Annotated in this window: 21 protein-coding genes; 11 read left to right on the forward strand and 10 right to left on the reverse strand. The window is 67.0% G+C overall.

Features of this window, described 5'->3' with window-relative positions; all coding sequences use genetic code 11:
• Positions 1-245 (forward strand): hypothetical protein (locus VFB33_17685; protein ID HZO83527.1); only part of this gene is annotated, 245 nt, incomplete at its 5' end.
• 38 nt (positions 246-283) lie between these two features.
• On the opposite strand, the gene VFB33_17690 is transcribed toward VFB33_17685, so the two are convergent.
• Positions 284-901 carry a molybdenum cofactor guanylyltransferase gene (locus tag VFB33_17690; GenBank protein ID HZO83528.1) on the reverse strand — a complete coding sequence of 206 codons (618 nt, stop codon included), beginning with the start codon at positions 899-901 and terminating at the stop codon, positions 284-286.
• Between the two features lie 95 nt (positions 902-996).
• On the opposite strand from VFB33_17690, the gene mutS reads away from it, so the two are divergent.
• From mutS to glnD, 3 genes are all read left to right on the forward strand, one after another.
• Positions 997-3,636, forward strand: coding sequence for a DNA mismatch repair protein MutS (mutS, locus tag VFB33_17695; protein HZO83529.1), 2,640 nt, complete (start codon positions 997-999; stop codon positions 3,634-3,636).
• A 42-nt stretch (positions 3,637-3,678) separates the two neighbouring features.
• Positions 3,679-5,073 (forward strand): N-acetylmuramoyl-L-alanine amidase, encoded by a 1,395-nt coding sequence (locus VFB33_17700; GenBank protein ID HZO83530.1) that lies wholly within the window; start codon positions 3,679-3,681, stop codon positions 5,071-5,073.
• A gap of 71 nt (positions 5,074-5,144) precedes the next feature.
• Positions 5,145-7,850 (forward strand): [protein-PII] uridylyltransferase, encoded by a 2,706-nt coding sequence (glnD, locus tag VFB33_17705; protein ID HZO83531.1) that lies wholly within the window; start codon positions 5,145-5,147, stop codon positions 7,848-7,850.
• Here the strand turns inward: glnD and VFB33_17710 are convergent.
• The 3 genes from VFB33_17710 to tcuA (VFB33_17720) are packed head-to-tail and all read right to left on the reverse strand — an operon-like array spanning position 7,847 to position 11,946.
• Positions 7,847-9,223 (reverse strand): MmgE/PrpD family protein, encoded by a 1,377-nt coding sequence (locus VFB33_17710; GenBank protein HZO83532.1) that lies wholly within the window; start codon positions 9,221-9,223, stop codon positions 7,847-7,849. The genes glnD and VFB33_17710 overlap by 4 nt on opposite strands.
• Positions 9,224-9,235: 12 nt before the next feature.
• Positions 9,236-10,429 carry a PrpF domain-containing protein gene (locus VFB33_17715; protein HZO83533.1) on the reverse strand — a complete coding sequence of 398 codons (1,194 nt, stop codon included), beginning with the start codon at positions 10,427-10,429 and terminating at the stop codon, positions 9,236-9,238.
• Between the two features lie 32 nt (positions 10,430-10,461).
• The gene (tcuA, locus tag VFB33_17720; protein ID HZO83534.1) at positions 10,462-11,946 is read right to left on the reverse strand and encodes an FAD-dependent tricarballylate dehydrogenase TcuA; all 1,485 of its coding nucleotides are present in this window, start codon (positions 11,944-11,946) and stop codon (positions 10,462-10,464) included.
• A 154-nt stretch (positions 11,947-12,100) separates the two neighbouring features.
• Between tcuA (VFB33_17720) and prpB the strand changes: the two genes are divergently transcribed.
• On the forward strand, positions 12,101-13,018 hold the full coding sequence (gene prpB / locus VFB33_17725) for a methylisocitrate lyase (protein HZO83535.1): 918 nt from the start codon (positions 12,101-12,103) through the stop codon (positions 13,016-13,018).
• 65 nt (positions 13,019-13,083) lie between these two features.
• Complete coding sequence (tcuA, locus tag VFB33_17730) at positions 13,084-14,574, forward strand: FAD-dependent tricarballylate dehydrogenase TcuA (protein HZO83536.1); 1,491 nt, start codon at positions 13,084-13,086, stop codon at positions 14,572-14,574.
• A gap of 360 nt (positions 14,575-14,934) precedes the next feature.
• Here the strand turns inward: tcuA (VFB33_17730) and groL are convergent, their stop codons facing one another.
• A complete protein-coding gene (gene groL, locus VFB33_17735; GenBank protein ID HZO83537.1) occupies positions 14,935-16,551 on the reverse strand; it encodes a chaperonin GroEL in 1,617 nt (538 codons plus the stop codon).
• A 26-nt stretch (positions 16,552-16,577) separates the two neighbouring features.
• Positions 16,578-16,865 (reverse strand): co-chaperone GroES, encoded by a 288-nt coding sequence (gene groES, locus VFB33_17740; GenBank protein ID HZO83538.1) that lies wholly within the window; start codon positions 16,863-16,865, stop codon positions 16,578-16,580.
• Positions 16,866-17,555: 690 nt separating this feature from the next.
• Here groES and VFB33_17745 point away from each other — a divergent pair.
• Positions 17,556-18,713, forward strand: coding sequence for a glycosyltransferase family 4 protein (locus tag VFB33_17745; GenBank protein HZO83539.1), 1,158 nt, complete (start codon positions 17,556-17,558; stop codon positions 18,711-18,713).
• 150 nt (positions 18,714-18,863) lie between these two features.
• The gene (locus VFB33_17750; protein HZO83540.1) at positions 18,864-19,319 is read left to right on the forward strand and encodes a GFA family protein; all 456 of its coding nucleotides are present in this window, start codon (positions 18,864-18,866) and stop codon (positions 19,317-19,319) included.
• 31 nt (positions 19,320-19,350) lie between these two features.
• Here the strand turns inward: VFB33_17750 and VFB33_17755 are convergent, their stop codons facing one another.
• Positions 19,351-20,421 (reverse strand): nitronate monooxygenase family protein, encoded by a 1,071-nt coding sequence (locus VFB33_17755; protein ID HZO83541.1) that lies wholly within the window; start codon positions 20,419-20,421, stop codon positions 19,351-19,353.
• A 152-nt stretch (positions 20,422-20,573) separates the two neighbouring features.
• Here VFB33_17755 and VFB33_17760 point away from each other — a divergent pair, with 152 nt between their 5' ends.
• Positions 20,574-20,795, forward strand: coding sequence for a hypothetical protein (locus tag VFB33_17760; protein ID HZO83542.1), 222 nt, complete (start codon positions 20,574-20,576; stop codon positions 20,793-20,795).
• 11 nt (positions 20,796-20,806) lie between these two features.
• Here the strand turns inward: VFB33_17760 and nudC are convergent, their stop codons facing one another.
• Positions 20,807-21,748, reverse strand: coding sequence for an NAD(+) diphosphatase (nudC, locus tag VFB33_17765; protein HZO83543.1), 942 nt, complete (start codon positions 21,746-21,748; stop codon positions 20,807-20,809).
• Positions 21,749-21,869: 121 nt separating this feature from the next.
• Here nudC and VFB33_17770 point away from each other — a divergent pair, with 121 nt between their 5' ends.
• Complete coding sequence (locus VFB33_17770; GenBank protein HZO83544.1) at positions 21,870-22,727, forward strand: GNAT family N-acetyltransferase; 858 nt, start codon at positions 21,870-21,872, stop codon at positions 22,725-22,727.
• Positions 22,728-22,755: 28 nt separating this feature from the next.
• On the opposite strand, the gene VFB33_17775 is transcribed toward VFB33_17770, so the two are convergent.
• Positions 22,756-23,970 carry an acyltransferase gene (locus tag VFB33_17775; GenBank protein ID HZO83545.1) on the reverse strand — a complete coding sequence of 405 codons (1,215 nt, stop codon included), beginning with the start codon at positions 23,968-23,970 and terminating at the stop codon, positions 22,756-22,758.
• Positions 23,971-24,197: 227 nt separating this feature from the next.
• Between VFB33_17775 and VFB33_17780 the strand changes: the two genes are divergently transcribed.
• Positions 24,198-24,920, forward strand: coding sequence for a BON domain-containing protein (locus VFB33_17780; GenBank protein ID HZO83546.1), 723 nt, complete (start codon positions 24,198-24,200; stop codon positions 24,918-24,920).
• Positions 24,921-25,048: 128 nt separating this feature from the next.
• On the opposite strand, the gene VFB33_17785 is transcribed toward VFB33_17780, so the two are convergent.
• Complete coding sequence (locus VFB33_17785) at positions 25,049-25,417, reverse strand: BON domain-containing protein (protein HZO83547.1); 369 nt, start codon at positions 25,415-25,417, stop codon at positions 25,049-25,051.
• Positions 25,418-25,425: the final 8 nt, after the last annotated feature.

Below are 25,425 nucleotides of genomic sequence, written 5' to 3' on the forward strand. Positions count from 1 at the left end.
AGGTGGCGCGCGAGTTCCCCCACGCGGTGTTCTTCGCCGGCAAGCTTATCTTCGAGGCCGAGCTGGAGGGATTCATCAGCCGTTTCCTGCACAACCATACCGCGATGGAATTGCAGAACTGGCTCCAGCTCCACGGCCTGAACCTGATGATTCTGCCGGTGCGCGTGCTGCCGCCACCGCCGCAGCCGCCACGCGAGGCAGCTAGGCCCGGCGAGCAGGCTCCTCCCGCCCGCTCGGCGGGATAACCTCGCCGCACCGTATCCGCCGGTCGGGATTCATACAGTCAGGGTTTCGCGAGCGTCTTCGCGCGCGCGTAGTCGGCCGGCGTGTTGATGTTGAAGCAGCTCAGCGCGTCGGGGTCGTGGCGGCGGTATTCGGATTCCTCAACGATTCTCGTGTTGACCGCGCCAGCGAGCGCGCTCAGGCGACTTTCGCCGCCGGCGAGCATCGCGTCCAGCGCTCCGGCGCAACGCGGGCGGTAGGCGGCGTGCAGCGGCTGAAGCCGCCCGCCGACCCGCGGAATCGCCGCGTCGAGGCCATCAGGCTCGTTCAGCAGCGAAACCAGCCACGCCGCGACCTCCGCACGCAGCATCGGCAGGTCGCACGAGCAGCCGAACGCCGCATCGTGGTGCACGGCGCGCAGCCCGCGCGCGAGCGCGCCGGCCGGACCGGCGTATGGCGCCTCATCGCGCACGATCCGGGCGCGCTCGAGCGCCGGCAGCGCGACAGCCTCCGCTTCGGGCGCGGCGACGACGACGATGTCGTCGAAGACGCGGCTGAGCACGGCGACGATGCGCTCGATAAGCGTCCGCCCGCCCAGAGGCAGCAGCGCTTTCGGCTGCCCCATGCGGGAACTTCTTCCCCCCGCAAGAATGACCGCGCTTGCGCCGGTGTGGGCCATGGCCAAAGCCTACCAGTGCGGGGCACAGGCGGCACTATCGCCGCGGTGCGGATGATTTTGCCGCGCGGGCGCGGGCTCGATATTCTTTTGCGCGCGTGCCGCTGAAGAACACACCACTCATCACGCAGTACCTGAGCGTCAAGCAGAAGGTACCCGACGCGATCCTGTTTTTCCGCCTAGGCGACTTCTACGAGATGATGTTTGAGGACGCCGAGGTCGGCGCGCGCGTGCTCGATATCCAGCTCACCTCGCGCTCCAAGGACGGCGTGCCGCTGTGTGGCGTACCCTTCCATTCGGCCGAGCCCTATATCGCCCGGCTGCTCAAGGCGGGCTTAAAGGTCGCGATCTGCGAGCAGACCCAGCCCGAGCCGCGCCCGCGCGGCCGCGCCGCTTCGGTCGCGGCGGCCGCGAGCGAGCCGTTCCAATTGACCGCGCCGCGCGGTCTGATGCCGCGCCAGATCGTGCGCATCATCACCCCGGGCACGGTCGGCGAAGAAACCGTGCTCGCGGCAGACGAAAAGAGCTTCCTGCTGGCGCTCGGCGCGGATGCCGGCGGCTTCGCGCTCGCGGCGGTGGACGTCTCGACCGGCGAGTTCGTGGCGACCCGAATCGCCGGCGTCGCGGGCGTGCGCGAGGAGATCGCCCGAATTGCGCCGCGCGAAATAATCGCGCCCGAGGGAAATCCGGCTCTCCAGACCCTGCTGGAGCGCGCCGAAGCGCCGGTGACGTGGCTTGACGCCGCCGCGCTTGACTCTGCGGCGCCGCGTGAGGCACTCGCACGGCGCTTCGGCGCCGAGGCCGTTGCGGCGCTCGGCGAGGGGCCGGGTGCAGTCGCCGGCGCCGCACTCCAATACCTTGAGGGAACCTTCGGGCGCGAGCTCGCTCATCTGCGCGCACCCCGCCCCTACCGCGCCTCAGAGTACATGCTGGTCGATGAGGTCAGCCGCCGCCATCTCGAGCTGGTGGTGTCCTCCGACGGCACGCGCCGAGGCTCGCTGCTCTCGGTCCTCGACGAGACGCTGACGCCGGTCGGCGCACGCACCCTGCAGAACTGGATCGTTTATCCGCTGCTCGATCTGGAAGCGATCTGCGCGCGTCATGACGCGGTCGAGGAACTGTTCGAAGCCGACCTCGGCGGCGAGGTTTCCGAAGCGTTGCGCCGTATCGGCGACCTCGAGCGGCTGGCCGGGCGGATTGGCAGCCTGCGCGCCTCGCCGCGCGACTGCCTCAGGCTTGCGCAGGCGCTCGAAGCGTGCGCCGCGCTCAAAGACGCGCTCCAACGATGCCGAAGCCCGCTCGTGCGCGGGATTGCCGAACGGATAACCGCGATGCCCGAGCTGGCGAAGCGGATCGATGCGACGCTCGCCGACGAGCCGCCGGTCAACCCGCGCGACGGCAACGTCATCCGCGCCGGCTTCAGCCCCGAGGTCGACGAATTGCGCGCGCTCGCGTCCGACGCGCGCGGCGTGATCGCCCGGATGGAGTCGGCCGAGCGCGCGCGCAGTGGAATCCCCTCGCTCAAGGTCCGCTACAACCAGGTCTTCGGCTACTACATCGAGGTGACCAAACCCAACCTCGACCGCGTGCCCGCCGACTACGAGCGCAAGCAGACCCTGGTTGGCGCCGAGCGGTTCACGACGTCTGCGCTCAAGGAGCTGGAGCGCAAGATCCTCGGCGCCGAGTCGGGGCTCAAAGAGCTGGAGGCGCGGCTGTTCACCACGCTGGTGCGCGACCTCGCGATGGATGCCGGCGCGATCCTCACCAGCGCGGCCGCCGTGGGCGAGTTCGACGCGCTCGCGGCGCTGGCCGCGGCCGCGCGCCGGCACGGTTACGTGCGGCCGCGGATGAACTCGGGACTGGCGCTGGTCGTCCGCGACGGACGCCATCCGGTGCTCGAGTCCACGATGCGCCCGGGCGAGTTCGTGCCCAACGATCTCGCCGCCGATCCCGACGAGCGCCAGCTGCTGTTGATCACTGGCCCCAACATGGCCGGCAAATCGACCTACCTGCGCCAGGTCGCGCTTATCGTGATCATGGCGCAGGTTGGGAGCTTCGTGCCGGCGACCGAAGCGTCGCTGGGCCTGGTCGATCGCGTGCTGACACGGATCGGCGCGCGCGACGATCTGCGCCGCGGCGAGTCCACCTTCATGGTCGAGATGCGCGAGACGGCGCGCCTGCTTGAAGGCCTGGGCGAACGCAGCCTGCTCCTGCTCGACGAGGTCGGCCGCGGCACCAGCACCTTCGACGGGCTCGCGATTGCATGGGCGCTGGCCGAGCACCTGCACGACACAACCCGCGCCAAGGTGCTCTTCGCCACCCATTTCCACGAGCTGACTGACCTTGCGCGCGAACGCCCGCGCGTCAAGAATCTCAGCATGGCGGTGCGGGAGTGGGGCGGCGAGGTGCTTTTTCTGCGGCGCGTGGTAGAGGAGCCGGCGAGCCGCAGTTACGGAATCGAGGTGGCGCGCCTGGCCGGCCTGCCGCAGAGCGTGATTGCCCGCGCGCGCCAGATCCTGGCCAATCTCGAGATAGGTGAGCTCGACGAAAGCGGCCAGCCCCGTCTGGCCCATCGCGCCGACGGCGCCACAGCCGCGGGGCAGTTAGGCCTGTTCACCCCGACCGAACGCCGCGTGCTCGACGACCTCAAAGCAATCGCTGTCGAGCAGCTGACGCCGATCGAGGCGCTCAACACGCTGGCGAGGATGCTTGAGCGGCTCAGGGAGGGCGGCGGTTAGCCGGGGTCCAACGGCCCGCCGAGGCGCGCGGTGGCGGAGGCGATGAGGGCGGAGCGCTCGGCAGTGCGGCGGATTATCGCGGGGGTAGCGACCCTCGTGGTTATCGCTTCCCTGTGTGTGCCCTCCGGCGCCGCCGCCGCGGTAATCGACAAGGCGTGGGCGTCGCAGCGCGGCGCGGTAGTCGAACTTCACTTTGGGTTGCACGGCCGCGGCGTCAAATGGGAACTCAGCACCCACGGCCAGCAGCTCTGGATCGAACTTGCGCATACGCGGCTCGAGCTGCCGGCCCGGCCGGTGTACGGCCACGAAACCGCGCCGGTCGAACTGGTGCGTGCGGTCGACCAGGGTGGGGCGCGCTCGCGGCTCGTGATCCAGGTTTCCGGGCGTACCGACTACGCGGTGGGACTGCTGCACGACCAGCTGCTGGTGCGACTGGCGCCGGCCGGCCAGGTCGCCGACCTGGCCGCGCCAGTGCTGATCCGGCCTGGCCTGCGGCAGCCGCCGCCAGCCGCTGCCGCAGGCCGCGCGCAGCAGGCGGCGACCGCAACCGCCGCCGCGTCGCCGGCCGCCGTAACCGCGGCCCGCGCCGTGGCGACGGGCGGCCGGCCGACGATAGTGCGGCCTGCGCACCCGATGCTCTCCGCGCTCCATCGGCCCGCCCCGCCAGCGGGGCGGGCCGATGCAACCAGCGCTGACGACGCGGCTGTAGCCGGGACGACGGCGCCCAATCGTCATGGGCAGTTCCTCGTCGTGATCGACCCCGGTCACGGAGGTTACGACGCCGGCACCGAAGTCGCCGCACCGCTCCTCGAGAAGGAGCTCGTCCTGCAAATCGCGCGGCGGCTGCAAGGCGAGCTTCAACGGCGCGGCGTGCGCACGATGCTTACTCGGACCGGCGACTACTTCGTGCCGCTTCCCGAACGGACCGCCTTCGCCAACCGCGCGAACGCCGACTTGTTCATCTCGATTCACCTCAATTCGAGCCCGGACCCGGCGACCAGCGGAATCGAAACTTACTACTTGAACAACACCACCGACCGCGCGACGATTCGGCTGGCGCGGATCGAGAACGCGGCCGGCGCAGACGGCTCTGGCGCCCCGGCGGAGGCGGACCTAAACTACATTCTGAGCGATATGCGCCAACAGTATAAGGCCAACGAATCGGTCGCGCTCGCGTCGATGGTCGAGGCGCAGAGCGCGGCCGACCTCGCAGCCGCCCTGGGCCTGCGCGTCAACGCGCTGGGCGCCAAGCGCGGCCCGTTCTACGTGCTGGTGGGCGCGCGGATGCCCGCAGTGCTGGTGGAGTGCGGGTTTCTGTCCAATCGCGCCGAGGCCGCGCGGCTCGCCTCGGCGCAATATCAGCAAATCCTCGCCGCAGCCATCGCTCAGGCGGCCGTCCACTATTTCAACGCCGACGCCGCCGTGGGCAACCTGTGAGCGACCTACCCTCGTCGGCATCGCTGCGGCAGGCGGCGACCGCGGCTCCCTCCGAAGGCGCACCCGCGGCTTTGCCTTCCGCTCCCGCCACCGCTTCGGCGGCCGCGCGCAGCGAGGATTCACTGTACGCGGAATTCGAGGCGGCGCAGCGTCCGGGCACCGGCGCCAGGGCATGGCTCGAGGCGGTACGCGAGGAGCTGGCGGCGCGCCATTTCGCGGGCGCCGGCGGAATCGAAACCGTCCGCGAATACACCGGATGCGTGGACCGGATGATGCGCGCGCTTTACCGATGGGCGGAGCGCGGGTATGCACGGCGCTTCTCCCGCCTCAACCAGCGTCTGGCGGTGGTCGCGCGCGGCGGCTACGGACGAGGTGAGCTCAATCCGCAATCGGACATCGACCTGCTCTTTTTGCATGACTACAAGCCAGGCCCCTTCGTCGAGGTCGTTACCGAGAGCATCCTGCACGCGCTGTGGGACGTCGGACTCACGGTCGGCCACGTGGTACGCAACATCCGCGAAACCGTGCGCGCCGCCAACGAAGATCTCAAGGAGAAGACCGCGATCCTCGACGCGCGCCCGCTCGCGGGCGACGACAAGCTATACGCCGCCCTCGACAAGGCGATGGTCGAGGAGGTGCTCAACCGCAACCAGCACAAATTCTTCGCAGCCAAACTCAAGGAGAGCCGCGAGCGCCACCATCACTACGGCGATTCGATCTATCTGCTCGAGCCGCACGTCAAAGAGGGCGAAGGCGGCCTGCGCGACCTGCATACGGCGCTCTGGCTGGCCAAGGTCAAGTACAAGGTCCACTCGCTGTCCGAGCTGGTGCAGAAGGCGGTGATCAGCGAGTCCGAACTCAACGACGTTCTGCGCGCGCAGGATTTCCTGATGCGCGTGCGCAATTCGCTCCACTTCCTCAGCCGCCGCCATCACGACCAGCTCACCTTCGAGTACCAGGAGCAAATAGCGCCGCTGCTCGGCTTCGGCGCCGACGGGCCAGGCGCGGCGGCGGCCCTGATGCGCACCTACTATGCGCAGGCCGCCGCAATCCATCGCTTCTCCGAGGGGTTGATTGCGCGGGTCACCGAGGACCCTGCCTCCGGTCGGTTCACCCGCCGCCCCGGCGGCCGCCAGATCCGGCCCGGCGTGCTGATCCAGGGCCGCGTGCTCGCAATCGGCGAGAAGGACTTCTTCGTCCGCGCCCCGCTCAATCTGATTACGATCTTCGCCGACTGCCAGGCCCACGGGGTCGAGCTTTCAGGCAGCGCCTACCAGCAGGTGCGCGACAATCTCTACCTGATTGACGACGCCTTCCGCCGCGATCCGCGCACCGGGATGGCGCTGATGGGGATACTGTCGGGACGCCATCGCGTGGCCGAGACGCTCGAAGCAATGCATCGCGCGGGCGTGCTGGGCGCCGTGGTTCCCGAGTTCGGCAATCTCTACGCCCGCGTGCTCCACGACCTCTACCACATCTACACGGTTGACCGGCATTCGCTCGCCGCGGTGCGCGAGCTCGAAAGCCTGCGCGCGGGCGAGTTCAAGGACTCCAACGCGCTGCTCACCGAGGTCGCGCGCGAGGTCACGGCGCTGCCGCTGATCTTTCTTGCGCTGCTCCTGCACGATATCGGCAAGGGCCACGGCCACGACCATCACGAGCGCGGTGCGCTCCTCACCGCCGAAGTTTCGCGCCGCCTCGGACTCGACGGCGAAGAGGTGGACCTGGTGGTGTTCCTCGTGCGCAACCATCTGATGATGTCGCAGGTGGCGCAGAAGGGCGACGTCGAGGACGAGCGCACGGTGGACGAGTTCGCGCGCACGGTCGGCTCGATCGACCGGCTCAAGGCGCTCTACCTGCTGACCTTCGCCGACATGCGGGCGGTGGCGCCCAACGTTTACAACAACTGGCGCGACATGCTGCTGAGCGATCTCTACATGCGCGCGCTGAAGCTGCTCGAACAGGGCAACCGCGAGGCAGTCGATCCGGCGCGCCGGCTCGCACTGGTCAAGAGCGCGGTGCGCGAGCGGCTCGGCGCCGCGGGAGCGCCGCCCGCGGAGCTGGCGGCGTTTTTGGAGCTGATGCCGGAGCGCTATTTCCTGACTGCGCCCGAGAGCGACATCCCGGCGCACTTCGAGCTGATGTGCGCGTTTCGCGAGCGGCCGCTGGTGTGCCGCCATCGCCATTTCCCCGACCTCGAATTCAGCGAATTCATCGTGGTCACTCGCGACCAGCCGGGGCTGTTCTCGAAGATCGCCGGCGTGCTGACCGCCAACAACCTTAATATCCTCTCGGCGCGGATTACCACTCGCACCGACGGCGTCGCACTGGATGTCTTCCGGGTCTCGCACGGCGGCGGCGGGCTTGCGATGGAGGAGGAGCGATGGCTGCGCGTCGAGCGCGACCTCGAAGCGGTGCTGGAGGGCCGGCGCGAGATCGAAACGCTCGTCGCCGAGGCGCAACGCACCCGCGTGGGCGGGCGCAAATTCGTGCGCCGCGTGCCGACCGAGGTCACCATCGACAATCGCAGCTCCGAGCAGTTCACCGTGGTCGACGTCTTCACCCAGGACCGGGTCGGCCTGCTGTTCGCGATCACGCACACGCTGTTCAAGCTCGGGATGGTCATCCATCTGGCGCGCATCTCGACCAACGCCGACCAGGCGCTCGACGTCTTCTACATCAGCGACCGCGAGGGTCGGAAAGTCATTCAGCTGGAGATGCTGCGCCGGCTGCGCGCGGCGCTGATCGAGCATCTCGACGAAGTGCCCGCCGCCTAGGCGCCCGCGCCCGCCTGGGTTGCGACGCCGCTGAGCGAGCGCATCAGCGCGGCGAGCCCGGCGCCGTCGAGGTCCTCGAAACGCGCGATCGCGGCGATGCAGCGCTCGGCCACGGATGCATCGAGCCGCGCGCCAAGGCAGTCGCGCACCTTGGCCAGATGCTCCTCGGTGCCGACCGGCCGCCGCCACGAGCCGCGCGGCGCGTCGCAGCGCGCCTGTAGGCGCTCGCCGCCCGAGCGCTCGACGACAACCTCGACGTGCATCCGGTCGAGGGTCGCGGGAATCTCGGGCGTCTGCACCAGGCGGACCCGGGGCAGCAGCGCCTCGACGTCGGCGTTGAAGCGGCGCGCGTCGGAGAAGCTTGAGATTGAAACCGTGCCATCGAGCAGCGCGACCGCCGTCGTGTACTGGAAGCTGAATTTGCCGTCGAGGCCGGTTTGCGGATACGGCCGGTCAACGTACGGCATCACCGGCGTCCGCACCTCGACCGCGCGCACGGCGGCGACGTCCGCGATGCGCCGATGGAGCGCGGCCGCCGCCTCGATCGCAAAGTGCGTCGCGTACTGACTCGGGAACATTTTGATCGCGTAACCGGGCTCGACGATCCGGAACGGCGGCCCGAAGCGCGCAAGCGCCGCGGGGTCGAACTTGCGGCCGAAAAACGCCTGCGCGTAACCGTCGCGCGCCTCGATCACGTCGGGATTGGCGGTGAAGCCGCGCGCCGCCATCAGCGCCGCATCCAGCCCCATCGCCGCCGCCATCCCGCAATGCGTCGATTTCGCCATCGTGCCCACGTTGGCGAGCAACGTGCCCGCGCGCGACGCCGCCAGCCCCAACGCGTGACGCAGCCGCTCTGCGTCGAGGCGCAGCAAATGCGCCGCAGCGGCCGCGGCCGACATCACGCCGACCACGCCCGGCGGATGGAATACCAGCTCGCGCGGCTCGAACTGCCCGGAGGCGACGCGCAGCCGCCCCTGCACCTCACATCCCTTAACCAGCGCGACTAGCGAGTCGCGGCCGCCCGCGCCGAGCGTCTCGGCCAGCGCTAACACCGCCGGCAGCGTGGTCGAGGTCGCGTGATTGGGCGGACTCCACATCGCCTCGTAGTCGAGCACATGCATCGACGCGCCGTTGAGATACGCGGCGTGAACCGGCGAGCTGCGCAGCGGAAATCCGATCGCACTCGCGCCTCCGGCGCATCCGAGCTCGCGGATGTGCTCGGCCAGAATTGTCGGCGCCCGCTCGCGGCTGCCGGCGACGGCGACCGCGATTCCGTCGAGGACGAGCCGCTTGGCCGCGGCGATCGTCGCGGCGTCGAGCGCGCCGCCGGTGCAGGCGGCGATATTGCGGCAGAAGGTCTCGGTGACGCCCATCGATCCCGCGCACTACGCGGCGGCCAGCGCGCGTCGCACCGGCTCGGGCAGCGCCGCCGCCCGCACGTACACGAACCCCTCCATCAGGCGGCGCGCCGTGCGGTACACCGTCGCGCGCTCGGCGACCCATCGATCGCCCTCGCGCCGCACCGCGGCGCCGACCACGGTGAGTCCTGAGGGCTGCGCGATTCGCACGGGAGCGTCGGGCGAGGCAGCGGCCCGCGCGAGGCGATTCGGCACGGTACCGGCGATACGGGCGGCGACCGCCAGGCACATCGCGCCGGTCAGGGGGACCGCGCGGTGGGGCTGGCCGATCGAGATCATGCGCACCGTGAGATCCGCGTCATCCGCGCCGAGCGCCTCGCCCGAAAGCGTGCGCGCCGCGCGCGCCGGCGCAACCATCGCGACCTTGGGAATGCTTGGGATCCGCGCGGCCTCCTCGGCCGTCCTCGCGATTCCCATCCTAAGGCTCGCGGCGATACGGATCGCTTCCAGCCGGCGCAGCAATTCACGCTCGGCGTCCAGTTCGTCGGGTAGCTCGCGGCCCGACGCGCCGAGCGCCGCCGCCTCTACAAACACGCACGGATTCGCCGCATCGACCATCGAGACTTCGACGCCCCGCGCGCCGTCGATCGCGACGTCAAGCACGTCGGCGGGATTCCCCGTGGGCAGCAGCTTGCCGGTGCCGGCGCCGCCGGGCTCCATGAAGTCCAGGCGCACCGGCGCGCCGCTGCCGGCGACACCAGGCAGGCGGAACTCGCCGTCCACCGCGGCGCGCCCGTCGTCGAGCGGAAAGCGCGCGACGATGAACTTGCGCGTGTTGGTATTGTGAATTCGCACGACGGCCTCGGCACCGCTCGCGGCCACGATTCCCTCGTCCACCGCAAACGGTCCCACCGCCGACGACATGTTGCCGCAGTTGCCGCTGAAATCGACCGCCGCTTCCTTCACCGATACCTGGGCGAAGGTGTAATCGACGTCGGCGCCGGCGCCTGTCGGCGGCCCGATCACACATACTTTGGAAAGCGAGGAGATTCCGCCGCCCATCCCGTCGAGCTGGCGGCCGCTGGGGTCGGGGCTGCCGATCGCGCCGAGAAAGATCGGCGGCCACAGCTCGCGCTCGGCGGGCAGGTCGGCGGCGCGGAACATCAGCGCCTTGCTCGTCCCGCCCCGCATGAAGACCGCACGCAACCTGAGCTGTCTCATCGCGATCCCGTTCCGCGCGCCCTGCGCGCCGCTCAATCCGCCGCCGTGCGCGCTTCGGCGCTCGCGCTGCGGCCCGCGATCCGCCCGAAGACAGCGCCCGACATCAGCCCTGAGCCGCCGGGATAATTGTTATGGAATAAACCGCCGACCATCTCGCCGCACGCGAACAGTCCCGGAATCGGATCCCAGTCGGTGCCAAGGACCTGCGCGCGTTCGTTGACCTTCACGCCGCCGAACGAAAACGTGATCCCGCCGGTCACCGGCCATGCGCGGTACGGCGGGGTGTCGAGCTTCTGCGCCCAGTTCGATTTGGACAGCGCGAGGCCCACCGTATGCATCCCGTCACGCACGCCGGGATTGAAGCTCCCGTGGCCAGCGGCGGCGTTGTACTCTTCGAGCGTGCGCAGCGCGGCCCTGCGGTCGAGGTCGAGCCGCTCGACGAGCCCGGCCAGTGTGTCGGCGACCACCGGCGGACTGGTCGAGTAGCGCGGTTCGAGCAACCCGACGACCTTGTGGTCGAAAATCTGCCACGCGATCGCGCCCGGCTGGTTGAGGATGATCCCGCCGAACTTGGCGTAGGTGTACAGGTTCTGGTCCTCGCCCTCGTCGACGAAGCGCAGGCCAAGCCGGTTGAGCATCACGCCGTACACGTAGGAAAGCCGGTTGGTCTTGTCGGTCAGTTCGCGATCGCCGAAGGGCGGTGCGTCGGCGCTGATCGGCGTCGCGTGGCATCCGCTCCACTGCCCCCACGGCATCGCGCCGATCTCCATCGCCATCCGCAGGCCATCGCCCTGGTTGTGCCGCGTGCCGCGCACGCGCGCGTGATCCCACGGGCGGCCGAGATACTGCGCGCGCCACGCCATGTTGGCCTCGAAGCCGCCGCATCCGAGCACGACCGCGCCGGCGCTGAGCTCGCGGATGCCCTCGGCGCCGCGCATCGCGACGCCGCACACGCGCCCCTTGCGGTCCTGGAGCAGGCGGATGGCGGGCGAGTCGTAGCTCACCTCGACTCCGGCGCGGCGCGCCGCGTTGAACCACATCCGCGACAGCCCCACCCCCTCGTGCGCCGCGCGCACGATCGCGCCCTTGGGCCATTTGATTACGCTGCCGACGCGCACGCCGCTGAGCGACAACGCAAGCTCGAAGCCGATCCCCAGCTCGGCCATCCAGCACACGGTCTCGTAGGAGTTGCGGACAAGGATCCGCGAAAGCTCGGGATCGGTATGGCCCTCGGTGACGCGCTGGAGATCCTCGCCGAATGCCTCGGCCGGATAGGGTTCGACGCCGTCCATGAAACCCGGCACCTCGCGCGCCTTGGGTATCAGGTGCAGGAGGTCGTCGGCGCGGTTGAAGGCGAAGCGGAACAGGCCGCCGCTGAAATGGGTGTTGCCGCCGCGGTCGTGCTCGGGGGCCTTCTCCAGCACCAGCACGCGCGGCGCGCCGGCGCTTTTGGCCGAGACGCTCGCCGCCAGCGCCGCATTGCCCGCCCCGATAACGATCACGTCATAGTCTGGCATGGTATTTCTGCTTGATTCAGCGCCTTCAGAAATTCGATCGGCCGCTCGCCCGGCTTCTTCGCCGATGATTGCACAAAACCCTGACAGCGCGAAAAGCGCGGCGCGCGATATAATGCGCCCCGGCGCGCCTGTGGCGCGCGAAGGGGGATCCCCGATGACGTGGCTGACACGACCCGACCAGCGCCCCGCCGGCGAGCGGCTGGCGGAGTTATGGCAGCGGCCTGGAATCCTGCCAATCCCGGGCGCCCATCACGGGCTCGCCGCGCTCCTCGCGCGGCGGGCCGGCTTCGAGGCGCTCTATCTCTCGGGAGCGGCGCTCAGCGCGAGCATGGGACTCGCCGATCTCGGAATCATCACACTCGAGGAGCTGTGCCTTTACGCACGCACGATTTGCCGCGCGGGCGGCCTTCCGCTGATCGTCGATGCCGACACGGGCTACGGCGGCGCGCTCAACGTGATGCGCGTGGTGCGCGAGCTGGAGGCCGCCGGCGCCGCGGCGGTCCAGATCGAGGACCAGGTCCTGCCCAAGAAATGCGGCCATCTCAACGACAAGCTGCTCGCGTCGCCCGAGGAGGCGGCGGCGCGAATCGCGGCCGCGCGCCGCGCCCGCCGCCATCTGCGTATAATCGCGCGCACTGACGCCGCGGCGTCGGAGGGAATCGACGGCGCGCTCGGCCGCGCGCGGCTCTATCTCGAGGCGGGCGCCGACGCGATCTTTCCCGAGGCGCTCGGCGACGCCGAGTCGTTTCGCCGTTTCGCGCGCGAGATCAAAGCGCCGCTGCTCGCCAATATGACCGAGTTCGGCCGCACGCCGTATTTCACCGCGCGCCAGTTCGAGGAGTTCGGCTTCAAGATGGTTATCTGGCCGGCGTCGTCGCTGCGCGTGGCGGCCAAGGCGATTGCCGAGCTATATGCTGAGCTTAAAGTGAGAGGCACGGCCGAGGCGCTGCTGGATCGGATGCAGACCCGCGCCGAGCTCTACGACGTGATTGGCTATAGCGAGTACGAGAGCCTCGACGCCTCGGTCGCGGCAAGCGTGCTCCCACGGGACCAGCGGGGTCGAAACGATTGACCACGGCACCCGCGCGCGAGCGCGCTATACTCGGCGTATCCTGAGAACGGAGCCGGACGCAGCGGATGTCTTCCTTCTATGACGTGGTCGTGGTCGGCGCGGGCAATGCCGCGCTGTGTGCGGCGCTCGCCGCGCGCGAGGCGGGCGTCAGCGTGCTGATGCTCGAATGCGCACCCGAGGCCGAGCGCGGCGGCAACAGCCGCTTCACCGCAGGCGCGATGCGGGTCGCCTACAACGGCGTCGACGACCTCAGCCGCCTGATGCCCGACCTTAGCGAGGAGGACAAGGCGCGCACCGATTTCGGCGCCTACACGCAGGACCAGTTCTTCGACGATCTCGCGCGCGTCACCCAGTACCGCACCAGCCCCGAGCTGGCCGAACTGCTCGTGCGGCGCAGCTTCGACACGATGATGTGGATGCGCGCCAAGGGCGTACGCTTCCAGCCGATCTACGGGCGTCAGGCCTTCAACGTCGGCGGGCGCTTCAAGTTCTGGGGCGGGCTGACGGTCGAGGCGTGGGGCGGCGGGCCGGGGCTGATCGACGCGCTCCACGCCGCCGCCGCGCGCAACGGGATCGAAGTCTGGTACCGGGCGCGCGCGCTGGAGCTCAAATGCGAGGACAACGTCGTGCGCGGCGTGACGATGCGACGCGAGGGACGGACGATAACCGTCGGCGCACGGGCGGTCGTGCTCGCCTCCGGCGGCTTCGAGGCCAACGCCGAATGGCGCACGCGCTACCTCGGTCCCGGATGGGACCTCGCCAAGGTGCGCGGCACCCGCTTCAACACCGGCGACGGAATCCGCATGGCTCTGGAAGCGGGCGCGATGCCGTGCGGCAACTGGTCGGGATGCCACGCGGTGGGATGGGATCGCAACGCGCCGGAGTTCGGCGACCTGAGCGTCGGCGACGGCTTCCAGAAGCACAGCTATCCGTTCGGAATCATGGTCAACGCACGCGGCCGCCGGTTTGTCGATGAAGGCGCGGACTTCCGCAACTATACCTACGCCAAATACGGGCGGGTGATCCTCGAGCAGCCCAACCAGTTCGCATGGCAGATCTTCGACAGTAAGGTCGCCCATCTGCTGCGTGACGAGTACCGGATAAAGCGCGTCACCAAAGTCAGCGCCGACACGCTGGAGGCGCTGGCGGGCAAGCTGGAGGACGTCGATCCGGCGGGCGTGCTCGAAGAGGTGCGGGCGTACAACGCGGCGGTCGATACTTCGGTCCCGTTCAATCCCAACGTCAAGGACGGCCGGCGCACGCGCGGCCTTGCGATCGACAAGACCAACTGGGCCAACACCCTCGATACGCCGCCCTTCGAGGCCTACGCGGTAACCTGCGGGGTGACGTTCACCTTCGGCGGCCTGCGCGTGGACGCCGACGCGCGCGTCATCAACACGGACGGCGAGCCCATCGGCGGGCTGGCGGCGGCGGGTGAGCTGGTCGGCGGGCTTTTCTATTTCAATTACCCGGGCGGCACCGGCCTGATGTCGGGCGCGGTATTCGGGCGTATCGCGGGAACCACCGCCGCCCGCGCCGCGCTCGCGCGGAGGTAGGTTAACTACCCCGGGGCAGCATTCGGCCTGGTTCCGACCGGGCACATTACTAGGTCACATCGTGGCGCGGACCGCGCGCCCTGGGTCAGCAGTCAGTCGGCGATCGGGTTGGAAGGTCTCGCCGACCCGCTGCAGGGAACGCGCGGGCCCGCACAAACTCTGTGTCGCGCTCTCACCCATCAAGTGGACGAGGAAATCAAGTTGCGCTCTCGCCGCTTCCTTCCTGGGTCGTCTTTGAAGCCGGGGCTTTTCCTGGCGCAGCTCCCCGGGTGCGATTCCGCGCTTTTGCTGCTGCGCCCTTGCCGGCCTTGGATTTCGAAACCGGTTTTGGACTGCGCTTCATGGGAGCTCCCTCTCGGATCAGTAATCCATCGGCGGCGCCGCGGCTGGCGCCTGCTTCTTTTCCGGCTTTTCCGCGACGAGGCACTCGGTAGTGAGCAAGAGACCGGCGACTGACGCGGCGTTTTGAAGGGCACTACGCACGACCTTGGTCGGGTCGATGATTCCGGCCTTCATCAGGTCTTCGAATTCCTCCTTGGCCGCGTTGAATCCATACGCACCCTTGCCGTTTCTGATCTTGTCGATCACCACCGATCCCTCATGGCCCGCATTTGCCGCGATCCAGCGCGCGGGTTCGTCGAGAGCTCGGCGCACGATGTTGATACCGAACTTTTCCTCGTCGCTCGCCCGCAGATTTTCGAGGGCTGACGAGGCGCGAATGAGCGCGACACCGCCGCCTGGCACGACGCCTTCCTCGACCGCGGCGCGGGTCGCATGCAAAGCGTCTTCGACGCGGGCTTTCTTCTCCTTCATCTCGACCTCGGTCGCCGCGCCAACCCGAATCACAGCAACACCGCCGACCATCTTCGCCAGCCGTTCCTGAAGCTTCTCGCGGTCGTAGTCGGAGGTGGTCTCCTCGATCTGCGCGCGGATCTGCTTTATGCGGCCCTCGATGTCGGCCTTCCTGCCCGCGCCGTCAACGATGGTCGTGTTGTCCTTGTCGACCACGATCCGCTTTGCCCGGCCAAGATCCTGCAGAGTCACGTTCTCGAGCTTGACTCCCAACTCCTCCGCGATGCATTTGCCGCCGGTTAGAATGGCGATGTCCTCAAGCATCGCCTTGCGCCGGTCGCCAAAGCCCGGCGCTTTGACCGCAACACATTGCAGCGTTCCGCGGATCTTGTTGACGACAAGCGTCGCCAAGGCCTCGCCTTCGACTTCCTCTGCAACCAGCAGGAGCGGCTTACCGGTCTTCGCGATCGATTCGAGAACCGGCACGAGATCCTTCATCACCGAGATTTTCTTCTCGTGAATCAGGATGTAAGCGTCTTCGAGCCTGGCTTCCATCCGCTCGGGATCGGTCACAAAGTAGGGGGAAAGATAGCCGCGATCGAACTGCATCCCTTCGACAATTTCGAGCTGGGTTTCGAGCCCCTTGGCCTCCTCGACCGTGATCACGCCCTCCTTGCCGACCTTCTCCATCGCCTCGGCGATAATCTCGCCGATGGTCGAGTCGTTGTTGGCCGAGATCGTACCGACCTGCGCAATCTCCTTGCGGTCCTTGGTTTGCTTGGAGAGATTCTTGAGTTCGCCGACCACCGCTTCGACCGCTCGGTCAATGCCGCGCTTGAGCGTCATCGGGTCGTGACCGGCGGCGACCATCTTCATACCCTCGGTATAGATTGCTCGGCTGAGCACCGTGGCTGTCGTAGTCCCGTCGCCGGCGACGTCCGAAGTCTTGGAGGCGACCTCTTTGACCATCTGGGCGCCCATGTTTTCGAACTTATCTTCCAGTTCGATCTCCTTGGCGACTGTGACGCCGTCCTTGGTCACGACCGGCGCGCCGAAACTCTTTTCCAAAACAACGTTCCGTCCCTTAGGGCCAAGCGTCACGGTCACCGCGTCGGCCAGGACGTTGACTCCATGCAAAACCTTCTCACGAGCCTCTTCCGAAAACTTTATGATTTTTGCGGGCATTTTCTTTTGCCTCCCCTATCGAACCATCAGCCTTCGATGACGCCTAGGATGTCGTCTTCGCGCAGGATGAGATGGTCTTCGCCTTCGAGTTTGATCTCGCTGCCGGAATACTTTCCAAACAAGATTTTGTCGCCGGCTTTGACCTCTGGAGCTATAGTTTTTCCGTCTTCCTGCCTTCCCGGACCGACCGCTATCACTTTGCCCTCTTGCGGCTTTTCCTTGGCCGTGTCCGGAATGATAATTCCACCCTTGGTCTTTTCCTCTTCGGCGATTCGCCTGACCAAGACCCGATCGCCGAGCGGCCTGATCCTCATCGTCCCTGTCCTCCTTGGCGCTAGAAAAACAAAAAAGCTGCGACCGGGCTGCCGCAGCTTCCTCCTGGCTTCGCCATGGCCGCTGCCACAGCTAACCCGATCCTTCTGGTCGCATGTAATGTGCACGGCACCATGGCTTGTCAAGGGGTATGTGCGCAAGCGACGCTCGGGCACCGCAGGAATCGAATCTCGCGGTCCGCGATGGCGGACGGGGTGATCTGAGCGCCCGCGCGGTCGCCCGGGTTGGCTTGCCCTTGGCAAGCCGGCCTGATGCAGCCCCGCCCCTTGCGCGAGGTCTGTCGATGATTACCGATAAGGTTTGAGAGCGGCAGAAAGGAGGTTTGCGGAAGGATGAGCGGCCTTTGTGGTTGGTCGCCGACACGAGGCTTGGAGCGGCTGCGCCCCGGAGTACGACGGGTGGGAGCGCACTCTGGGGCGGTTTCCTGCACCCTGCGGAAGGGCGCCGTCCCGATGGGCGTAGCGGGCCTGCTCCACAGTCACAGTCGGTCGGAGCCGGCTCTGCAGGAGCCTGGCGTTCACTCGGACTCCTGCAGCGATAGGCCAAGGCTGAGCGGCTACAGTCCCTGTGCGTGCGGTCGCATGGCCGGCGGCGTATCCGGCTCAACCTCGGTAGCACAAATATGGAACGGCTACTCCGTTCGGAAACTGCAGCTGTAAGCTTTCAGGACAATGTTGAACCAAACTCATCGCCACCTTCGCATCGCACAGGTGGCTCCCCTCTATGAAAGCGTTCCGCCCAAGCTCTATGGTGGAACCGAACGTGTTGTAGCCTATCTTACCGAGGAGCTGATCCGGCGCGGCCACGATGTAACTCTTTTCGCATCAGGTGATTCCACTGCCCCCGCGCCGCTCGAAGCCGTTCATCCCATGGCGCTCAGAACCGGCGGGCTAGTTTCCTGGGGACCAAGCCTGCATCTGCCGATGCTGAGCGAGGTGTTCGATAATGCGCAGCGCTTCGATGTGATCCATTGCCACCTTGACTATTGGACTTTCCCGTTTGGCCGCCTGGTCAGCACGCCGGTTGTAACGACGCTGCATGGCCGCCTCGACATCGCCGAGCTATTCGGTGTCTATCGTTACTATTCGGAAGCGCCCGTCGTTTCGATCAGTGACGCTCAGCGCGAACCGCTTCCGGACCTGAATTGGGTGGGCACGGTATACCACGGCCTACCCGCCGATCAGCTTAGATTCAATCCCCGAGCAGGCAGCTACCTCGCCTTCCTGGGACGGATCGCGCCCGAGAAGGGCCCTGACGTCGCCATCGAAGTCGCGCGGCGCGCGGGAATTCCGCTCAAGATCGCCGCCAAAGTCGATCCTGTGGACCGGGAGTACTTCGAGAGCAGAATCCGGCCACTGCTTCACAGCGAGGGCGTCGAGTTCATTGGCGAAATAGGCGAGCGTGAGAAGAGCGAATTTCTCGGCAACGCGATGGCGCTTTTGTTTCCTGTCGATTGGCCCGAGCCGTTTGGCCTGGTAATGATCGAGGCGTTGGCCTGCGGGACACCGGTGATCGCACGGCCCTTCGGATCGGTTCCGGAGGTGCTGCGCGACGGCGTAACCGGCTTCCTCGCCCTCAGCAAGGAAGACCTGGTACAGGCAGTGCGCCGAATTTCTTGCATCTCGCGACAAAGATGCCGGGCAGAATTCGAAGCTCGCTTCACCGCCGGCGCGATGGCGGCTCACTACGAGCGGATCTATCATGCGCTGATAGCCGAGCATCGGACGCCGGCCCGGGGCGACGGTCGCTCCCGCGCGGGCAAAATCGCCCAGCAGATGGTTGCGCGTGAACGGCTGCCACGTTGGCGACCAGACCTTGAGACAGCCTGACTCCAGGCAGCGGCCGGAGACAATGATCAAGATCGCTTCCGGCTTTTACATCCGGCCACCCTCGAGCATGAAGCGGGAAAGCCTTGCTAGACGGGCCGCACCAAGGTTGTCGGGCGCGTGTCCGGCCGCTGCCTTTGCGCCGCAGTGGACGTGGAGATCGACTTTCCTGCCTTCTGGGCGTGGCACGATCACTCGCCGACAAGCCGTCGCGCGCACGGCGCCGCATATGCAACCTATGTCGGATGCTGGCGCAAGCACGTCCGCATCCTGAGGGGCCAAAGAAGCATCGCGCGCTTCGAGGATGCGAATAAAGAATCCACCCGAAGCTTCTGCTCTCGATGCGGGACGCCGCTATTATACGAGCGCGGGCGCTCTCCGCGCATGGTCAATGTTCCGCGGGCGCTCTTTGAGGGTCGCACCGGCCGCGAACCGCGCTACCACGTGGCGATCGGGGAGCTTCAGGATTGGACCTACACGGGTAAGCGGCTGGTTCCGCTCAAGGGCTACCCTGGTATCGTCTGGGAACGGCCGAAATTGCGCCGCCGCCAGCGCCCGCGGGACCTGGACGACTCCCAGGTTCCGGCGGCGCATCCTGCCCGCGCATAAACCAGCACCATGCCTGATAGCGGCACCGGCCTCATGCGATTAGCGCCTGCGCACCCTCCCATATCCGGCGCACCAGGTCGCCTGCCGGAATCGCCTGTGCCAGTGCCGCCGACTGACCGGCCCATGCCTGCATGCGCTGTAGGTCGCCGCTTTGCTGCGCGGCCGAGCGCATCGCGGCCGTGAGCCCGCGCTGCACAGGATACGGTGCGGGTGCAGGCGCGCTGGCAGCCGTCGCCGCACGGACGTAGTCCGTGACGATGCTGCGCCCGACGCGGCCGCTGAACACCCTGCTCACCACCGTATCCTCGGGCGCCGTGCGGGCGAGCGCGGCGGCCCACGCGGGGTTGATTCTCGCCTCGGGACATCGCAGAAATCCGGTCCCGATTTGCACCGCGCTTGCGCCGAGCACGAAGGCCGCCGCCGCTGCGCGCGCGTCCGCAATTCCACCGGTGGCGACCACGGGGAGCCGGACCGCGTCCACCACCGCGGGCAGCAAAGCAAACAACCCGACCATCTGGCGCTCCGCGTTTGCGCCGTCGAAGCATCCGCGATGTCCGCCCGCCTCCATCCCTTGGGCCACAACAACGTCGGCGCCTGCGCGCTCCGCCGCCCTGGCCTCCGCCACCGTGGAAATGTTGGCGAACCACGCGCCGCCGCGCTTCTTGAGCTCGGTGACGAACTCCGGCGGGAAGAGACCCATCACCGACGATACGATGGGCGCTCGGGCGTCCAGCAGCGCGCGGCACTGTGCGGCGAAGTCCGGCGGCCTCGCGTCGCCGGCCTCGGGCGGCACCGTCGGTCCCCATTGCGCGAGGAACGCGCGCACGCGCGCCTCATGCGCGGCGTCGCGCATCGGCGGCGGATCCGGAATCCACAGGTTGAGCTGAAAGGTGCCTGTCGTGTGAGCGCGCACCTCCTCGGCCCAAGCAAGTATCTCGCTCGGCGGCATCAGGAGCGCGCCGCACGCGCCGAGCCCGCCCGCCTCGGCGACCGCGATCGATAGTGGCGGCGCGCTCGCGCCCGCCATCGGCGCGAGCAGGATCGGCACGCGCAATCCGAAACGACGGCAAAACATCTCCGCTCGGGCAAATAGAGAGCTCATTCGTCAGTCCTCCCCTGATGCGGGCTCGCAGCCCGCGTCGCGCATCCGTGGCTCATTCAGCAGTTTGAACGAAACCGACGCTATCGGCGATGCTCGAACGGCAGGAGTTCCGCGCCGACCTCTACTAACGGCTCGAGGTCTTCTCGATCCGCGTGCGCGAGCGCGGCGACGACATTGCGGCGCTGGTTAGCTATTTCGCACTCCATTTTGCGCGCCGGATGGGCAAGCGGATCGAGGCGATTCCGGCCGAAGCGCTCGACGCGATGCGCCCTCATCGATGGCCGGGCAACGTTCGCGAGCTCGCCGCCTCGGGGGTGAAACGCACGACGTTGCAGTCGCGGATGCAACGCCTCGGAATCCGCAAGCCCGATTGAGGCCGGTTGCGCTAGTTGCCGCCGAAGGCCCAGGTCTTGATCAGATGGTGCGCGATCGCGATCGGCGGCGGCACGCGCACGCCGTCGATTACCTTCCCTTCGATAAGCGCGCGCGCCGCCGCGCGTTCGAGCCAGCGCACCTCGGCAAGCTCGCTGTCGTCCGCTTTCGCCTCGCGGCTTTCCACCCTCGCGAAGCATCCGATCATCAGCGAGGACGGGAACGGCCATGGCTGCGTGGCGTAATAGGTTACCTCGCGCGCCCTGACGGAGGCTTCTTCGAACAGCTCGCGCCGCACGGCCTCCTCGACCGTCTCGCCGGGTTCCATAAAGCCCGCCAGCGCCGAGAACATCCCGGGCGGAAAATGCCTGCTCCTGCCGACCAGACATGCGCCGTCGTGCGTGGCGAGCATGATCACCACCGGATCGACGCGCGGAAAATGTTCGGCGTTGCACTTGCCGCACAATCGCCGGTAGCCCGCATCCATGAGTCGGGTCGGCGTGCCGCAGTTGGGGCAAAAGCCGTGGCGCTGATGCCAATCGATCAGTGCCTTGGCCTGCGCGATGATCGCCGCCTCCCTGCTTGAGACCATCTGCGCCGCGGCCCGCGCCTCGCGGAAATATCCACTTCCGGCAGCCTGCTCCGTCTTAGCGGCGTCCGCCGTTTCCGACACGTCCAGCGCGAACACCGCCCTGTCGCCGTCGAGGCCAAGGAAGATGCACGTGGCGTCCGAGGGCGCGAGCGAATCGACAGCCGCGGGAGGGAGCAGGCCGAGCCGGGGCGTGGCGTCGGCGCCGCCCGATTCGACCAGGAGCGGCTCCAGCCGCCGGAGCGGAAGGATGAGTGAAGCGGGATCACGCCGCCTTGATTCGATCCACTTCTGGTCGGTGCGCTTCTCGCTCGCACGATTCAGCGGGTTGCCTGTAAATGGAATCATCAGCCCTCTCAAAGCCATCAAACCATCGTCGGCTGGTCCGCAATATAGCATCCCAGCCGCCCTGTCGGCGCCCGCCAGCGCGGCTTGCCACTGGCGCGGCGCGGCCCTACGATCGGCCAACCCCCGGAGGGTCCCAACGATGGAAGTGAAGATCCGCGAGGCCGCCGAAGACGACGCCTCGGCGTGCGGGCGCATCTGCTACGAAGCCTTCAGGGCCATCGCCGAGGAGCATAATTTCCCACCCGACTTTCCCGACCCGGAGACCGCAGTCACCGTGCTCACGATGGTGTTGCGCGACGGGGGCTTCTACGCGGTCGCTGCCGAGATGGAAGGCCGGATCGTCGGCAGCAACTTTCTCGACGAGCGCAATCCGATCTCGGGCGTCGGCCCGATCACGGTCGATCCCGGAGCGCAAAACCACGGCGTCGGACGGCACCTGATGCTCGCGGTGATGGAGCGCTCAAAGCGTCGCGGCTTCGCCGGCATTCGCCTGGTCCAGGCCGGCTACCATTGCCGCTCGCTCACACTGTACAGCAAGCTTGGCTTCGAGGTCCGCGAGCACCTGTCGTGCATGCAGGGCCCTGCGATCAGCGAGACCTTCGCCGGTTATGCAGTGCGCCGTGCCGCCGAGGCCGACCTCGAAGCGTGCAACCGGCTGTGCCTGCGCGTTCACGGCCATCATCGCGGCGGCGAGCTGCGCGACGCTGTGCGTCGCGACCGCGCGACCGTGGTCGAGCGCGCGGGGCGAATCACCGGCTATGCCACCCAGATCGCGTTCTTTGCGCACGCCGTGGCCGAGACCAACGACGACCTCAAGGCCCTCATCGCCGCCGCCCCGTCATTCGACGGCCCGGGCTTCCTGGTGCCGTCGCGCAACGGCGAGCTGCTGCGCTGGTGTCTGCGCAAGGGTCTGCGTGTCATCCAGCCGATGACGCTGATGACAGGCGGGCTCTACAACGAACCTGCGGGGGCGTATCTGCCCTCGGTCCTGTATTGACTGCAGGCCAGGGGAGCGCGCGCTGCCTTCACTTTCCCGCCGCCGGTGGGGCGCATGCGGCCCGCCTTCCGTAGCCGGCGCAGGCCTCGATGCTTACCCGGCTTTGCGACCCGGCAGGGCCCGCCGACCTGAACCGCCGCTCAATGTAGTGGTAATGAACCGCGGCGACCGTCCACGTCAACGCCACAACCGCAGTGGCTGCGAGCGCGAAGCGGGCGAACGGATCATGCGGCCAGCCGACCGCCCTCAGCGCCCGCTGCAGAAGCCACGCGACCCCGACGTGGAACAGGTACACGCCGTAGGAGACGCGTCCGAGCGACACCAGCGGCCGCCACGAAAGGGCGCGCGTGACCACGCCTCGCGGCTGCATGAAGACTGCACCGATCAGGGCGGCGCTCGCGCACGCGTCGAGCGTGTAGCCTACGGTCGCGCTGCGCCATGACGCGCTCGACGGATAACCGCCGGTAACAAATATGATGCAGGCGACGGCAGTCACCGCCGTTATCGGCGCAAACCATCGCGACTCCCTGATCCATCGCCACGGCCGCCGCGCGCGCGGATGCCTCAGCGACAGCGCCGTTGCGCAACCGACGAGGATCACTCCGATTCGGGTATCGGTCGCGAAGTATATCCAGATCGCCGAGGCCGGGCTTGGGCGGTCCAGATGGCCCCAATTGAGCGACAGGTAGAGCCCTGTCCGATAAGCGCTCAGCGCCGCTATCAGGCCAAGGCACAACTTCAAGCCGCGCCGCGCGCCGATGCTCTTAAGCACCCACGGCCACACCAGATAAAACTGCTCTTCCACGCACAGCGACCACACCACGACCAACGGGGCCAGATGCGCGCCGCCGGCGGCCAACCGATAGTTGTAGGTGTAGCTCGCCAGCGCAGGCAGAACCGCCGGCACTCTTGACAAAGCGTCGGGTTGCAGAATTGCGGCGCCGACCAGCAACGAAGCCAGCATCGAGACATACGCCGGCCCAAGCCGCAGGCAACGCCTCCAGTAGAAGCGCCGGATGTCGATCGTTCCAGTTTCTTCGATCTCGGAGACCAGTATCCAGGTGATGAGAAATCCGCTGAGGACGAAGAACAGGTCTACGCCGTACCATCCACGCGTCAGCTCGAAAAGCAGCCGGCTGTCCGGCAGGGTTCCGACGCCGACGTGCAACAGGACCACGGGGAGGATTGCGATGCCGCGGAGTCCGTCGAATGCAGCGATGTAGGTACGACGCTCGGTAGACATCGGCGGCGCTCACGCAAAGAGATGCCAGCGGTAAGCGGCAATCGTGGAGGCAACGCTGCGGATAATGGAGACTTATCATTGAGTAGCTACATCTGTCATCCCGGGATAAGTTGATCGCTCAAATAAGCACGAATGAAGTCGCCGCCGCGTCGAAAGATTGATCAGATCGAGCGAGCTTTAGCCGAATCGCATCGTACTAGCTATTGAGCCAACGGAGGTCGGTGGACATGTCGGGTCGGGTGTTCTGTACACGGTCCGTAAGGAATTCATCGCCGGCTGAAAATCTTTCTCTTTCTTGCGGTGCGGCACTGCGCATTCTCATCGCGTTCGGCGCCTTTCTCGCGCAATCTGCGGATGGCACAGCTCGTGCTCCGCCTGTGATCACCGCTCACTTTGATCAGGAGGTCATTATGAAGCCGAAGGCTGGCTTATTGGGCATCTGCGTCATCGCCGCGGCGTTTGCGGCTACGCCGCTGAGCTTTGCCCAGGAAGGTCCGGCAAGTCCGGAGCCCTCTGCGAGTCCCTCCACCTCCGACCACTACACCGGTGCTGGTTCGGTAAAGCATTCGGCCAGGGACGCGGCGTCTGAGGCGACAACCGGAGCCAGAAACGCGTACCACGCCGTCAAGCGGAGCACGAAGAATACCGCGATCACAACCGAGGCCAAGGCGGCGTTGCTCAAGGATCCCGCAACTCGCCATTCGTCGATTCATGTAACGACACGTAGCGGAGTGGTGACGCTGACCGGCAAGGTCGACTCGAGTGGAACTGCTCAACACGCGCAGCAAGTGATCGCACGCCTGGAAGGTGTAAGGGCGGTGCGTAACAGGCTGAAATATCCCATGGACGAGAATAATCCCCCCGCCGACGAGCACGGACCCGCGGCAGCCGAGCCCGGCAACGCGGGATCAACCATGCCGCAACCCGGTATGCATGCACCCGAACGCTGACGCCGCTTTGCGCGGCGCGGGGGCGTACCTGCGAGGTCTCCTGCAGCGCCCCCGCGCCGGAGGCTGTTCGCCGGCGCAGAACGAATGGCCTTTAGCGCCGAGGCCGTCTCCCGCGATTCTCACCAGGTTCAGCTCTGAGAGCCAGACAGCTCGGTCTTGACGATCAGATTGTTCACGACCTGTTGAACACCCGGCACCTTGCTCGCATCAAGCGCTGCGCGCTGGGCGGCTTCCGGCGAATTCACGAAGCCGCTCAGCTGAACGACTCCCTTGTAGGTCTCAACCCGGATTTGGAGCGGGGTCTGGATGGGATTTCTGAGCTGCGGGTCGCCCGCGATAGCGGCCTTGACCTTGGCAGTTACCACCGCATCGTCGATATAGCCGCCGGTGCTTTCGCGGGTCTTGCTGGCTGCACATGCCGAAGCGATGGTGCCTAACAGGATAAGACCCAGGCCGTACGATACAACACGTCGGATTCTTCCGCGCTTGTTATGCATCCTTTAAC

Source organism: Candidatus Binataceae bacterium, from assembly GCA_035650475.1.
Classification (GTDB): Bacteria; Desulfobacterota; Binatia; order Binatales; family Binataceae; genus JAKAVN01.